This window comes from Synechococcus sp. RedBA-s (genome assembly GCF_024345495.1).
In the GTDB taxonomy this organism is placed as follows: Bacteria; Cyanobacteriota; Cyanobacteriia; order PCC-6307; family Cyanobiaceae; genus Regnicoccus_A.
Window position 1 is genome coordinate 69394 of the sequence record NZ_JAGQBF010000009.1, and the last position, 13112, is coordinate 82505.

18 protein-coding genes are annotated in these 13112 nt (G+C 69.8%); 6 read left to right on the plus strand and 12 right to left on the minus strand.

The features are described from left to right. Window positions 1–20 precede the first annotated feature (20 nt). Window positions 21–668, minus strand: a complete 648-nt coding sequence (gene hisB, locus KBY67_RS05380) for an imidazoleglycerol-phosphate dehydratase HisB (protein WP_255109514.1) — start codon at window positions 666–668, stop codon at window positions 21–23. An 85-nt stretch (window positions 669–753) separates the two neighbouring features. On the opposite strand from hisB, the gene KBY67_RS05385 reads away from it, so the two are divergent. Next, on the plus strand, window positions 754–1374 hold the full coding sequence (locus KBY67_RS05385; RefSeq protein ID WP_255109516.1) for a carbonic anhydrase: 621 nt from the start codon (window positions 754–756) through the stop codon (window positions 1372–1374). Here KBY67_RS05385 and fabI read toward each other — a convergent pair. After that, window positions 1361–2143, minus strand: coding sequence for an enoyl-ACP reductase FabI (gene fabI, locus KBY67_RS05390; protein ID WP_255109518.1), 783 nt, complete (start codon window positions 2141–2143; stop codon window positions 1361–1363). The genes KBY67_RS05385 and fabI overlap by 14 nt on opposite strands. An 87-nt stretch (window positions 2144–2230) precedes the next feature. On the opposite strand from fabI, the gene KBY67_RS05395 reads away from it, so the two are divergent. From KBY67_RS05395 to KBY67_RS14745, 3 genes are read left to right on the plus strand one after another with little or no spacing between them, the layout of a single operon-like run. Next, the gene (locus KBY67_RS05395; protein WP_255109521.1) at window positions 2231–3121 is read left to right on the plus strand and encodes an FAD-binding domain-containing protein; all 891 of its coding nucleotides are present in this window, start codon (window positions 2231–2233) and stop codon (window positions 3119–3121) included. Between the two features lie 2 nt (window positions 3122–3123). Further along, complete coding sequence (locus KBY67_RS05400) at window positions 3124–3573, plus strand: hypothetical protein (protein ID WP_255109524.1); 450 nt, start codon at window positions 3124–3126, stop codon at window positions 3571–3573. Beyond that, window positions 3570–4238: a 4'-phosphopantetheinyl transferase superfamily protein gene (locus KBY67_RS14745; RefSeq protein WP_255109526.1), complete on the plus strand. Its 669-nt coding sequence runs from the start codon at window positions 3570–3572 to the stop codon at window positions 4236–4238. Before KBY67_RS05400 ends, KBY67_RS14745 begins: the two co-directional genes overlap by 4 nt. A gap of 41 nt (window positions 4239–4279) precedes the next feature. On the opposite strand, the gene KBY67_RS05410 is transcribed toward KBY67_RS14745, so the two are convergent. After that, window positions 4280–4861, minus strand: coding sequence for a hypothetical protein (locus KBY67_RS05410; protein ID WP_399213976.1), 582 nt, complete (start codon window positions 4859–4861; stop codon window positions 4280–4282). A gap of 36 nt (window positions 4862–4897) precedes the next feature. Here KBY67_RS05410 and KBY67_RS05415 point away from each other — a divergent pair, with 36 nt between their 5' ends. Continuing rightward, window positions 4898–5461, plus strand: a complete 564-nt coding sequence (locus KBY67_RS05415) for a thioredoxin family protein (RefSeq protein ID WP_255109528.1) — start codon at window positions 4898–4900, stop codon at window positions 5459–5461. A 33-nt stretch (window positions 5462–5494) separates the two neighbouring features. Next, complete coding sequence (locus KBY67_RS05420; RefSeq protein WP_255109531.1) at window positions 5495–6700, plus strand: DegT/DnrJ/EryC1/StrS aminotransferase family protein; 1206 nt, start codon at window positions 5495–5497, stop codon at window positions 6698–6700. A 13-nt stretch (window positions 6701–6713) separates the two neighbouring features. Here KBY67_RS05420 and KBY67_RS05425 read toward each other — a convergent pair whose 3' ends face one another. From KBY67_RS05425 to KBY67_RS05465, 9 genes are all read right to left on the minus strand, one after another. Then, a complete protein-coding gene (locus KBY67_RS05425; RefSeq protein WP_255109534.1) occupies window positions 6714–8201 on the minus strand; it encodes an FAD-binding domain-containing protein in 1488 nt (495 codons plus the stop codon). Continuing rightward, on the minus strand, window positions 8198–8761 hold the full coding sequence (locus tag KBY67_RS05430; protein WP_255109536.1) for an NUDIX domain-containing protein: 564 nt from the start codon (window positions 8759–8761) through the stop codon (window positions 8198–8200). The genes KBY67_RS05425 and KBY67_RS05430 overlap by 4 nt, the downstream gene beginning before the upstream one ends. A gap of 82 nt (window positions 8762–8843) precedes the next feature. After that, entirely contained in the window at window positions 8844–9461 is a 618-nt protein-coding gene (gene folK, locus KBY67_RS05435) for a 2-amino-4-hydroxy-6-hydroxymethyldihydropteridine diphosphokinase (protein ID WP_255109538.1), read from the minus strand. Window positions 9462–9475: 14 nt separating this feature from the next. Then, entirely contained in the window at window positions 9476–9985 is a 510-nt protein-coding gene (locus KBY67_RS05440; RefSeq protein WP_255109540.1) for a DUF1993 family protein, read from the minus strand. A gap of 56 nt (window positions 9986–10041) precedes the next feature. Beyond that, window positions 10042–10248, minus strand: a complete 207-nt coding sequence (locus KBY67_RS05445; protein ID WP_255109542.1) for a hypothetical protein — start codon at window positions 10246–10248, stop codon at window positions 10042–10044. Window positions 10249–10327: 79 nt separating this feature from the next. Beyond that, window positions 10328–10726, minus strand: coding sequence for a hypothetical protein (locus KBY67_RS05450; protein ID WP_255109544.1), 399 nt, complete (start codon window positions 10724–10726; stop codon window positions 10328–10330). Window positions 10727–10844: 118 nt separating this feature from the next. After that, entirely contained in the window at window positions 10845–11165 is a 321-nt protein-coding gene (locus KBY67_RS05455) for a hypothetical protein (RefSeq protein ID WP_255109546.1), read from the minus strand. After that, on the minus strand, window positions 11159–11668 hold the full coding sequence (locus KBY67_RS05460; protein WP_255109548.1) for an aromatic acid exporter family protein: 510 nt from the start codon (window positions 11666–11668) through the stop codon (window positions 11159–11161). The genes KBY67_RS05455 and KBY67_RS05460 overlap by 7 nt, the downstream gene beginning before the upstream one ends. Next, window positions 11661–13082 (minus strand): FAD-dependent oxidoreductase, encoded by a 1422-nt coding sequence (locus KBY67_RS05465; RefSeq protein WP_255109550.1) that lies wholly within the window; start codon window positions 13080–13082, stop codon window positions 11661–11663. The genes KBY67_RS05460 and KBY67_RS05465 overlap by 8 nt, the downstream gene beginning before the upstream one ends. Window positions 13083–13112: the final 30 nt, after the last annotated feature.

The following is a 13112-nucleotide window of genomic DNA, read 5'->3' on the forward strand; positions in this document are numbered from 1 at the left end:
GTGTGACGACGCGATTCCCTTCAGCCCAGGGCGCCCGCCTGCTCCAGCACGCCCTTGCTGCTGGGCACCTCGCCGGCGCGGCGCGGATCGATCTCCACCGCCTGGCGCAGGGCCCGGGCGAAGGCCTTGAAGCAGGCCTCCACGATGTGGTGGGAATTGAGGCCATCGAGCTGGCGGATGTGCAGGGTGAGCCCGGAGTTGTTCACCACCGCCACGAAGAACTCCCGCACCAGCTCGGTGTCGTAGGTGCCGATGCGCTGTCCCGGGATCACCAGGCCGTAGCTGAGGTGGGGCCGCCCGGAGCAATCCAGCGCCACCTGCACCAGCGCCTCATCAAGGGGCGCGGTGAAGTGCCCGAAGCGCTGGATGCCCTTGCGGCTGCCCAGGGCTTGGGCCAGGGCCTGACCCACGGCGATGCCCACATCCTCGTTGGTGTGATGGTCATCGATGTGGGTGTCGCCCTCGGCGCTGATCTCCAGGTCGAGCAGGCCGTGGCTGGCGAGCTGGTGGAGCATGTGATCGAGAAAGGGCACACCGGTGTTCACCCGGCATCGGCCGCGGCCATCGAGGCCCAGGCGCACGCGCACGTCTGTTTCACCGGTGACACGGTGGACATTGCCGCTGCGGACGCCTTGGCTGCCGGGATCGAAGTCCGGGAGAGAGGACACGGGGCAATGGGGCGGAGTGTGCCAATCATGCCGAAGCCGAAGGCCCGCATCGGGCCACAATCGCCAGCACCGATCCGGCCGCTTCTTGAACAACTGTCCCGAAGCGGTGCTCGCCGAGCTGCGCGCAGGCCACCGGCGCTTCCTTGAAGGTGAATCGCTCCATCCCCACAGCAGTCGCGAGCGCATGCTGGAGGTGGAATCAGGTCAGTATCCAACCGCGGCGGTGCTGGGCTGCGCCGATTCCCGGGTGCCGGTGGAGCTGCTGTTTGACACGGGCTTCGGCGACCTGTTCGTGGTGCGCAACGCCGGCACCCTCTCCACCACCGCGGCGATCGCCTCGCTTGAGTACGCCGTGGCCCATCTGGGCGTGCCGGTGATCGTGGTGCTCGGCCATGAACGCTGCGGTGCCATGGAGGCGGCCCTGAACCCGACGCTGACGCTCACGCCGAGCCTGGCCCAGGTGGTGGGACAGTTGCGCATGGAGCTGGTCAACCTTGGCGGCCACCACGACCTGGATCAGGCCGTCCGCCACCACACCCTCAACGCGGCCCGCAACCTGGTCGACTCCAGCGTGCTGCTCACCGATCTGATGCGCGGAGGCCGCCTGCAGGTGGAGGCCGCCTTCTACAACCTGCACACCACCACGATCGACTGGATGGGCTCGGTGATGCCGATGCGCTCGGAGGCGCTGATCACATCCCGGTGATGCAGTAGCCGGCATCCACGTAGATCACCTGGCCGGTGATGCCCGAGGCCAGCGGGCTGGCCAGGAAGGCGGCGGTAGCGCCCACTTCGTCCTGGGTGACGGTGCGCTTGAGCGGAGCCTTCTCCTCCACGTTGTGGATCATGTCGAGGATGCCGCCGATGGCGGAGCTGGCCAGGGTGCGAATCGGACCAGCGCTGATCGCATTCACCCGCACCTGCTTCTCAGGGCCCAGTTCGGCGGCCAGATAACGAACCGACGCCTCCAAGGCCGCCTTGGCCACGCCCATCACGTTGTAATTGGGGATCGCCCGTTCGGCGCCGAGGTAGCTGAGGGTGATCACACTGGCGCCCTGGTTGAAGAGGGGTTTGGCCCAGCGGCAGAGGGGGGCCAGCGAATAGGCACTCACCTCCAGGGCGCGGGCGAAGCCTTCAGGGCTGATGTCGGAGTAGTTGCCGATCAGCTCCTCCTTGCCGGCGAAGGCGAGGCAGTGCACAAGCACATCAATCGAGCCCCACTGCTCCTTCACCCGTGCGAACACCGCCTCGATCTGGGCCGGATCCTGCACGTTGAGCGGCTCGAAAAGTGTGGGATTGAGCGGCGCGGTGAGCTCACGCACCTTGCCCTCGAAGCGGCCCTTCTCATCGGGCAGATAGGTGACCCCCAGCTCAGCCCCAGCCGCCGCCAGCTGCTGGGCGATGCCCCAGGCGATCGAGCGGTTGTTGGCGATGCCCGTGACGAGGGCTTTCTTGCCGCGCAGATCGAGGAGCATGGGTAGGCGCCGAGTGCCGGCCAAGGACAGTGGGGGGATTCTCCTCCACCGCTTCCGGCGGCACCCGGCCGCGCCCCTCAGCCAGCGATGACGTCCAGCACTCCCCCTTCAGAACCGGCGCCGCCCCCGCAACCCAACCACGCTGATCTGCCGCGCCAGTTCCCGGGCCGCGACGCCATGGTGCGTGAGCTGACGGCCCGGTTTCCCCAGGCCAGCGGCGGCGCCAGCCCGATTCGAGGGGGCTCAAAACCGGCGCTGGCTGCGCTGGAGGCGGTCGATCCGGTGCGATACGCCGCCAGCCGTAACCACCTCGACGGCGCGGTCAGCGGTCTCTCCCCCTACATCCGCCACGGGGTTCTGAGCCTGGCTCAGGTGCGCGACGTGGTGTGGCAGCGCATGGCTAGAGGCCCCGGGCTGGTGAGCGAGAAACTGCTGCAGGAGCTGGCCTGGCGCGACTACTGGCAGCGGCTCTGGATCCGCCTGGGCGATGGCGTCTGGGAGAACCTGGAGCCGCTCAAGACCGGCCAGCCAGAGGCGGCCTACGCCCAGGAGCTGCCGGACGACATCAGCGAGGGCCACACCAGCCTGGCCTGCATCGATGCCTTCGCGCGCGAGCTGAGCGACACCGGCTGGCTGCACAACCACGCCCGGATGTGGCTGGCCGCCTACGTGGTGCACTGGCGCCGGGTGCGCTGGCAGGCCGGAGCCCGCTGGTTCCTGTGCCACCTGCTCGATGGTGATCCATCCAGCAACAACCTGAGCTGGCAGTGGGTGGCCAGCAGCTTCAGCAGCAAGCCCTACCTGTTCAACCGCGCCAACCTGGAGCACTTCGGCGCCGGGCGCCATTGCCCGTGCTGCCCGGCTGCAGCAGCCTGTCCGTTCGAGAGCAGCTACGAGGCGTTGCAGGCCCGGCTGTTCTCCGCACCGCAGGGGGGCGAGCGGGCCAGCGGGGGACAGGCCAAGGGCGAGGCGGTCTGAGCATGGACTGTCCGGTTCTCTGGATCCACGCCGAGGCCCTGGGTCCGGCCAATCCCGCCCTGCTGGCCCATCCGGGCCGGCCGGCCGTGTTCGTCTTCGAGCCGGGGCTGCTGGAAGGCGCCGCAGGGCCGATCAGCCTCAAGCGGATCGTGTTCCTCTACGAGTGCCTTCTGGAACTGCCGGTCACGATCCGCCAGGGCGATGGGGTCGAGGAGGTGCTGGCCTTCGCCGCCCGCCACCGGGCCGATGGGGTGGTGACCAGCGCCTGGGTGGACCCGCAGCTGGGGGGCATCGCCGCCTGCGTGGCCGCCGCCTTGCCCCTGCAGGTGCTGGAGCCCGAACCCTTCGTGGACCTGCCGGAGCCGGTGGACCTGCGCCGCTTCAGCCGCTACTGGCGATCGGCTGGGCCCCGGCTGCGGCCGGATCCCGCCGCAACAGAGACGCCCACGTGATCGATCCCAGCAACCCCACCGCGCCCAGCGACCCCGACCAGGCTGCGCCGCGCCGTCTGGAGCACCCCGGACTGCCGGCCACGGTCTGGCTGGCGGAGCTGGACTGGCTCACGCCCCAGCGGCGGGAGGAGTTGCTGACGCTGCTCTCAGGCGAGGAGCAACAGCGGCTGCAGCGCTGGCGGCTGCCCGCGGACCAGGACCGTTTCCTGCTGGGACGGGGCCTGCTGCGGCTGCGGCTGGGACAGGCTCTGGGACTGGATCCCACCCGGCTGTGCTTCCGCCTGGGGCCCCAGGGCAAACCAGCCCTGGTGGGGCTGGAAAGGCAGGACACTCCGCAGTTCAACCTGGCCCATTCGGGCGCCCTGGTGCTCTTGGCTCTCCACCCCGAGCGACCGGTGGGTGTGGATGTGGAGCAGCACCGGCCAGGCCTGAACTGGCAGCCGATCGCCAGGCGCCACCTGCCCAGCGGCACCCTTGAGGCCCTCGAGGCGCTGCCGGCGGAGCAGCAGCTCGATGGCTTCCTGCAGCACTGGTGCCGCCTGGAAGCGGGCCTGAAAGCGACGGGACTCGGCCTGGCCGCAGTCGGAGCCCCACCACCACCAGGCCTGGAGTTGCACGATCTGCACCTGCCGGAGGGCTATGCCGGCAGCCTCGCCGTGATCTGAATCTCTGAGCTCAGAGGGTGGTTCGTTGCCGCGGGCTCCTGCTACGGCTGATCCTCCTGCTCGCGGATCGTGTCGGGATCGGTGAGTAGATCCTTCTCCTCCAGCATCGGCAGCTTCTCCACCTTCACCTGGGAGGGATTGCGGGGCGGCTCGATCCACTCCCAGGTGCTGCGCGGAGCGCGGCTGAGGCAGAGGGCCTCCAGTTCCCTGCGCAAGGCGCTGCGCACGTCGCGGCGGGCCACGGCGGCGAAGAACTCCTCACGGCTGGCCAGGCCGGAGCTGAACGGATGACTGCCGTTGCCGTTGAACAGCCGCGCCGCATCCGGCAGCCAGCGGGGCTGGCAGTAGCCCTGGCGGCGGGTGTCGGTTTCGAGCCAGATGTGCAGCCCATAGCCATCGGGCTGGCTGACCACCGCCAGGCCGTCGTGGGGCTGCTGCCGCTGCAGGGGAAAGAGGCGCCAGGTGGGGCGGCTGGCAGCGGGCACGCAGGCGGCCACGGCAGTCAACGTCGCCAGGGCAGCCAGCGCCAGCAGGAGGGATGCCGGACGGTGGGGGGGCCGGGCCAAGGTCTGGATGCGGGTGGGGGGATCCTGCCCCGGTCCCGCCGCAGCCGTGGACGCCACAATCACTTCAGTGTTCAGCGCAGCAACGGTCGATCCATGGCCCTGACTCCCTCGACAATGCTGCCGCTGGCGCATCCTTTGCCCGGTTTCGCGCTGGAGAGCACCGATGGGGAGCTGGTGAGCAGCAGCGGGCTGCCGCCGCGGCCCCTGCTGGTGCTGTTCCTCTGCGCCCACTGCCCCTTCGTGAAACACATCGAAGCGGAGTTGAGCCGGATCGATCGCGACTACAGCGACCGGATCACGATCCTGGCGATCGCCAGCAACAGCCTGATCACCCATCCCCAGGACGGGCCGCAGCAGCTGGCGGAGCAGCGCCGCCGCTGCGGTTGGAGCTTCCCCTACCTGCTGGATCCGGAGCAGAGCGCGGCCCAGTCGTTCAAGGCGGCCTGTACTCCGGATCTGTTTCTGTTCGATGCCAACCAGCGGCTGGTGTACCGCGGCCAGCTCGATGACAGCCGCCCGGGCAACAGCCAACCGCCCGATGGCGCCGACCTGAGATCGGCCCTTGATTTACTGCTGGCGGGGCGGCCGCTGGAGCAGGAGCAAAAGCCTGCAATCGGTTGCAATATCAAGTGGCACCCGGGGCTGGAGCCGGCCTGAGCCTGACCCTTGGAGGGGCTTAAGGTTGCTGCCATGCAGGTGCCCCCCTTCGATCTCACCGAGCAGCTTCATCAACTGGGTGAGGCCCTCGAAGACGCCGTTCTGCAGGTGTTGCGCAGCGGGCAGTACATCGGGGGCGCCACGATTGCCCGCTTCGAGCAACAGTTCGCCGAGGCCGTGGGCGTTCCCCACGCCATCGGCTGCAACAGCGGCACCGACGCCCTGGTTCTGGCCCTGAGGGGTCTGGGCATCGGCGAGGGCGATGAGGTGATCACCAGCTCCTTCAGCTTCTTCGCCACCGCCGAAGCGATCAGCGCCGTGGGCGCCACGCCGGTGTTCGTGGATGTGGAGGAGTCCACCTACCTGATCGATCTCGAGCGCATCGAGGCGGCACTCACCCCCGCCACGAAGGCGGTGATGCCGGTGCACCTGTTCGGGCGGCCGGTGGACATGGAGCGGCTGGGGCAGATCGCCGCCGCCCACCAGCTGCTGGTGATCGAGGACTGCGCCCAGGCCACCGGCGCCAGCTGGGCCGGCCGGCCGGTGGGGGGCTGGGGCGATGCGGGCTGCTTCAGCTTCTTCCCCACCAAGAACCTCGGCGCTGCAGGCGACGGCGGTGCCGTCACCTGCCGGGATCCGCAGCTGGCCGCCCGCATCCGCGAGCTGGCGGTGCACGGCATGCTGCGCCGTTACCTGCACACCTCCCTGGGGTACAACAGCCGCCTCGACGCCATGCAGGCGGCGGTGCTCTCCGTGAAACTGCCCCACCTGCCCGGCTGGGTGGAGCGGCGGCAGCAGCTGGCGAGCACCTACCGCAGCGAGCTGGCTGATCTGCAGGGGCTGCTGCTGCCGGCGGCGGGCCCCGGCGGCCACAGCTGGAACCAGTTCGTGGTGCGCGTTCCCCGCTGCCCATCGGCCCAGGCGGGCTGCGGCGGCGGTTGCCAGCCCTCCAGCGACAGTGCCACCTATGGCCTGCCGGAGAGCTGCTGCCGAGACTGGCTGAAGCAGACCCTGGCCGAAGCCGGCGTCAACACGATCATCTATTACCCGATTCCGATCCACCGCCAGCCGGCCTACGCCCAGCTGGGCTACGGGCCCGGCAGCCTGCCGATCACCGAGCGGCTCACCGCCGAGGTGCTGAGCCTGCCGATCTTCCCGGAACTAAGTTCCGAGCAGCAGGCCACTGTGACGGCCGTGCTGCGCCAGCTGGTGGCTCAACCTCTCAGCCTGGCCTCCTGAGGCGTTCCTCTCCTCAAGTCACCGGTGCGGAAGCCACCGAAGCCGCGTGCAGGGCCTTGAAGCGGGCCTGCTGCGTCTTGTGATTCACGATCGGCGCCGGGTATCCCCGGCGCTCCAGGGGCGCGATCTCGCCGCGGATCAGGTCAGCTGTGGCCACCCGCGCGAGCTCGGGTAACCAGCGGCGGATGTAGGTGGCCTCGGAATCGAAGCGGGCCGCCTGGGTGTAGGGGTTGAAGATGCGCAGCGGCTTGGGGTCCATGCCGCTGCTGGCACTCCACTGCCAGCCGCCGTTGTTGGCCGCCAGATCACCGTCCACCAGCAGGCGCATGAACTGGCGTTCACCCCAGCGCCAGTCCACGATCAGATCCTTCACCAGGAAGGAGGCCACGATCATGCGGCAGCGGTTGTGCATCCAGCCCGTCTCCTGCAGCTGGCGCATGGCGGCATCCACGATCGGCACGCCGGTGAGGCCGTCGCACCAGGCGGCGAAGCGACCCTCGTCGTTCTCCCAGGGGAAGTGGCGCCACTGGGGGCGATAGGGCCCATCCGCCAGAGCGGGGAAATGGAACAGAGCCTGCTGATAGAACTCGCGCCAGGCCAGTTCCTGCTCCCAGACCGTGATCGCCTGGTGCTCCTCCTCGCTGCGGGCCCAGGGGCGCTGCTTCTGGGCGGCGGCCCAGGCCTGGCGGGGGCTGAGGGTGCCGAAGCAAAGCGCCGCGCTCAGGCCTGAGGTGCCCGGCTCCGCCGGCAGATTTCGCCCCGGTTCATAGCCCAGCAGGGGCCCATCGGCGAAGGCCGCCAGCTGGGCGGCGGCGGCGGTCTCTCCGGGACGGCAGGGGCAGAGATCCGCGCCGGTGAAGGCGACACCGGGCAGGCCATCGCCAGGGCTGGGCACGGCCTTGAGCCAGCTCAGCTGATCCCAGAGCCGACGGCCCTCGGCGGGAAGGGCGGCTGGGTCGAGATCGATCAGACCCGCCGGCGCGGCCACGGGCGCGCAGGCTTCAGCGCCGGCCAGCTCGATCCGCCGGCGCCAGGAGCGCAGGTAGGGGCCATAGACCCGGTAAGGATTGCCGGCGCCGGTGGCCAGGGCCTCGGGGGGCACCAGCAGCTGGTCCCAGTCGGCGAGCAGCTTGCAGCCGGCGGCGCGCAGGGCCTCAGCCACGCGGCGATCACGGGCACGGCCACAGGGCTCCACATCGCGGTTCCAGGCCACCACCTCAGCGCAGCTGGCCTGAGCCAGCTGCGGCAGCACCACGGCCGGATCACCCCGCAGCAGCAGCAGCCGGGAGCCGGCCTCCTGCCAGCGGCTCTGCAGCTCCCTCAGGCTTTCGCTCAGGAACCAGAGCCGGGCCGGGGAGAGATCGGGGGCGTCCAGCAGGGCCGGATCGAAGACGAACACGCCGGTGACGGCGGCGGTGGCGCGGGCGGCGGCGGCCAGGCCCAGGTTGTCGGCCAGGCGCAGATCGCGGCGGTGCCAGAACAGCCAGCGCTGCGGGCTCATCCGAGGCCCAGCAGCTGGCGGGCCCGGAACCAGGCGGTGACGCTCTTGCCATCGAGGGCCTCATCGCCGCTGGCCAGGGCCGCATCGAGGGCGGATGGCTCCAGTAGCAGCACCTCCAGATCCTCGTCGTCGTCGCCGGCGGGACGCTCGCTGAGGGGGGTGAGATCCCGGGCCAGGAACAGGTGAATCACCTCATCGGAATAGCCGGGGCAGGGCAGCATCAGGCCGAGGGAATCCCAGCGGCTGGCGCTGTAGCCCGCCTCCTCCCCCAGCTCCCGCTGCATCGAGCCCAGGGGATCCTCGCCGTCCTCCAGGGTGCCGGCGGGGAATTCAAGGATGCGCCGCTCCACCGCGAACCGGTATTGGCGCAGCAGCACCACGCGCCCATCGGCCAGCACCGGCACCGCCAGCGATGCGCCGGGATGACGAATGATCCCGTAGGTGGCCTCCACTCCCATCGGCAGCAGCACCCGGTTGAGCTCGAAGCGGATCTTGCGGGCCTCGAGCACCGCCGTGGTTTCCAGGTGGGTGGAGGGCTCAGGCGGCAGCAGGGGAGCCATCAACAGGACTGGAGCAGGCCCACCAGTGTGACCGCCGGCCGCGGTCCCTGCGGTTCAGGCCACGCTGCTCAGGCCACAAGGTTCAGGCCTCTTCAGGCCAGCCCTCCTGCGCAGGCAGCGGCAGCGGCGGGGGCTCGGCGCCGGGGCGGCTCAGCAGTTCAGCCAGCAGAGCAGCGGCGGTTTCGTGGCCACTAGGGAGCACCAGCGGCCCCGCGATCGCCGCCAGAGGGCCCACCACAAAGGCGCGCTGGCGCAGGCGCGGGTGGGGCAGCTCCAGCTGGGGGCCGCTGCAGTGGGCATCACTGCACCAGAGGAGGTCGAGATCGAGGCTGCGGGGGCCCCAGGGCTCCAGACGCTGGCGACCGAAGCGCGCCTCCAGCGCCTGCAGGCGCCTCAGAAACGCCAGCGCATCGGGCCAGGGCTCGCGGCCCCCGACAGCGCGCACCACCAGCAGGACCCCATTGACGAAGGGCGGCTGCCCTGGCGGCCCCCCTACCGGAGCCGTGCGGAACAGAGGTGACCATTTGAGCGCCAGCTCAATGCCAGCCCCGGCGACCCAGCTGTGCAGCTCAGCGCGGAGCAGAGGCCGCACGGCCTTCAGGGTGGCGATCGGGTCGCCGAGGTTGCCCCCCAGGGCAATGGCCACACTGGCCTCGGCGGTGATGACCTGGGTGGTGCTGGCCGGATCACAGCTGGGCATTCAGGGCCGTGGGGTCAGGACTCACCGAGGAAATCGCGTTTGCCCAGCACCACGCCGTTATGGCGCAGGATCGCGTAGGTGGTGGTGGCGTGGAAATAGACGTTGGGCAGCACGAACATCGAGAGGAAAGACCATCCCGCCATGGTGATCGTCTCGCCGCGGCCGATCGGCACGGTGATCTCCCGTTCTTCACTGCCGTCGATCTGATCAGCGCTGAAGCCATCGAGATAGTCGATCGAGCGCTGCAGGCGATCGATCAGCTCGGGGAAGCTGGTTTCGATGTCCGCCAGCGGGGGCGCCTCCAGACCGGCCAGGCGGGCAACGCCGCGGCGGGCCAGGTCGGAGGCGATCTGCACCTGGCGTGCCAGAGGGAACATGTCGGGATAGAGGCGGCTGGTCACCAGCACGGCGGGATCGAACCCCTGGGCCTCGGCGTGGGCCAGGCCCTTGCCGAGCACCGCGATCAGGTTGGTGAGCGTCCGGCGCAGGGGCGGCACGGTGGCCGAGTACATGGTCAGTTCCATGGGGATGTCCTTGAACCTCGGCGTGAGCCGAGGCTAGATGCAGGCACCCCGGAGCATCAGGGCAGAAAACCGAGATCATCGAAGCGAGGAACCAGCCAGGCGGGGATGCCGTCCTGCTCCCAGGTCCAGAAGTCTCCCCGGCCCAGATAAACTGGATGGCCTGAGCGGTAGGCCTGCGCCAGGGTGGCGAGATCGAGCTGCTCCAGCGCATCTTCCCGGCTCACTCGCCTGCTGCGGGCTGCTAGGGAGACCCTGGGGGCCATGGCACCTGTGCGTTGGAGGGTCCGCCAGCGTATCGGCGCCTGGAGTGTTGTGCACAACCCGGCCCGATCACCGGCGGGCTCAGCTCTTCCGGGCGCAGAAGGCCAACCAGTGGGGGCTGCCGCCGGCCCCGGCAGCGTGGCCCGGCAGCTCATGAACCTGGAAGCGATCCGGGGCGAAGCCGGCCTCGAGGGCATAGGACGCGAAGGCGTGATCAGGGGAGGACGCCAGAAAGGGCTCTGAGTTCACCCAGACCTCCGTGTCGCGAAAATAGCGGGCGGCCGGGATCTCGTGCAGCAGGATGTGGCTCACGACCAGATCGAAGCCGGTGCGTTCGGCATCCTGCTGGGCGAAGTGAACCGCGTGATGGAGCAGCCGCGGCCGCAGGCCGGCGTGATGGCGGGCCAGCACCTGCTCGATCACGGCCCTGCCGGGGGCCTCGTTGAGAGGACCGAACCAGCCTTGGCCGTAGAGGAACACACCATGGTCTTAGAGGGCACCGGTGACGACACCGTCTTCCTCCTGTTCGTTGAAGTAGCCCCCGGCATGCGATGGATGTCGGCCTTGAGCTGGTGGGAGGGGATGGCCAGATCGGCCGTCAGCTGCAGGCTGCCCGCTCCCCGGCGCTGGCTGTCGCTGCCTTGACCGTGGCCCAGAGCTGGTCCTGCAGGGCGGCGCGCCGCTGATGGGCCGCCTGGATCCGGGGGCAGGCATCGAGTTGCCGGCGCAGATCGGGCCAGCGCCGCCGCAACTCCAGAGCCGGCAGGGGCGCCTCGCCGAGGACCTCGCCGATGCGCCGCTGGAGAAGCCGCTGAAACGAGGCGCGAAACGTCGTCGAGGCCTCCATCAGAGCCTGTTCATGCTCCGGGGCCCTGGCCCTGGGGATCAGCGCATGGCGGTGCTGCCGGACGGTCAGCACCTGAGGCGCTCCGGCCAGACCAGGGTGATCGCCAGGCTCACCAGGATGCCGAGGCTGACATCGACGAAGCGGAACCAGGCCAGGCCCCAGACAGGTGCGGTATGGGGCACGAGGCTGACGATGGTGAGGGCGATGCCCCCGAAGCGGTAGGCGCTCTGGTGCAGGCGCAACAGGCCGCAGACCAGCCCCAGCAGCAGGATGGCGGCCACGTAGGCCGGGATCCCGGCGGGCAGCCACTGCACCTGAGCAGCGCCGAACACCACACCCAGGGCTGTGCCCAGCAGCCGGCGGCGTGAGATCAGCCAGGAGTCGACCAGGGTCGACTGGGTGACGATGATCGTGGTGATCGGTGCCCAATAGGGAACCGAAAGCCCGAGGCCGCTGGCCAGGCCCATCGACACACCAGCCGCGAGGGCCGTGCGCAGGGCGTGCAGGCTCCAGAGCCGCCAGCCCAGCTCTCGGGGATCGCGCTCGCGAAGCAGCGGGGATCTGGATTCAGCCAAGCTGTTGCACCAGCGCCGCCGCTGCCTCCTCACCGCTGCGCACCGCGCCCTCGAAGAAACCGGGCCAGCGCTCGGCCACCTCGGTGCCGGCCCAGAACACCCGGCCGTGGGGCCGGCGCATGGCCTCACCGCAGCGGCTCCAGAGCCCCGGGGGCATCCAGCCGGCATAGGCGCCACCCACGAAAGGAACCGACGGCCAGTCCTTCTCCACATAGGCCAGGGGCTCGAGGGCCTGGGGTCCGAGGTAGGCGGCCAGATCCGCCAGCAGCGCCTGCCGGCGCCCGGCGTCACCCAGGGCAGACCAGCGCCGGTAGCGGTGCCCCACCACGAAGGCGGCCAGCACACCGCAGCCATTCTCGGGATCGGAGCTGTCGGCGCAGAGCTCGACGGTGGGCCGATCGCCGATGGCGATCCCCGAGAGCCCCTGCAGCCGCCACCAGGGGCTGGCGTACACCACCATCACCTTGGCGCAGGCGCCCATGGCCATCCCGTCGTTGAGCTGCCGGCGGTCGGCGGGCAGCGCTGGTGAGAAGTGCAGATGTCCTGCCTGCGCCGGTGGCATCGCCACGATCACGGCCCGGCAGGGATAGCGGGCCTGATCGGTGTGCACCTGCACCGAGTGCTCGGCCCCGGGCAGCACCTGCTCGATGGCCCGCACCGGCTCACCGAGCCGCAGCACTCCTTCTCCCAGCTCGGCGGCCAGCAGGGCCGGCAGCTGACCGGCACCGCCATGGAGCAGGAACTCCTCCGGATGCTCGCCCTGGGAGGCGGTGCGCTGGCCCCAGAGCACATGCAGCAACGACACCTGCTCCGGTTCCGCTGGACCGAGAAAACCCACCGCCCGGCAGAAGTAGGCGAAGTACCAGGCGGCAAAGGGGGTGTGGGTGTGGGCGTCGATCCAGTCCTGAAAGCTCAGGCGGTCGAGTTCGGCGGCGGCGGGATGGTGGTGAGGATGGCCAGGCGGCAGCTGGGCCACCAGCTCCAGAAACTGCTCCAGGGCCGCCATGGCGTCGTCCCAGTCGACGCTGGGGACCGCTGGGGGCTGCCCCTCGGGGAATCCCTGGAAAAAGCCGGCGAAACGGCAGCGTCTCTCGCCGAACACCAGGGCCGTGTCACCGCTGTGGGGGGACTCGAAGCGGCGGATGCCGTGGCGATCCAGCAGGTCCAGGTAACGGGTCTGGGTGGGGCCCACCCACTGTCCACCGAGGTCGATCCAGGCGTGGCGCCGGTCCGCCCCAGGCTCCTCCCCCGCCAGCTGCAGGCGCTCACCGACCATCCGCCCTCCGGCCGTGGCGGTGGCCTCGATCAGGCGCACCGAGCGGCCCGCCAGCTGCAGGCTGCGGGCCGCCACCAGCCCCGAGAGGCCAGCGCCCACCACAACGGCGTCAACGGGTTGAGCGGGGGCCAGAGTCATGCTCTAAGCATCGCAAGCCCAGCCACCTTC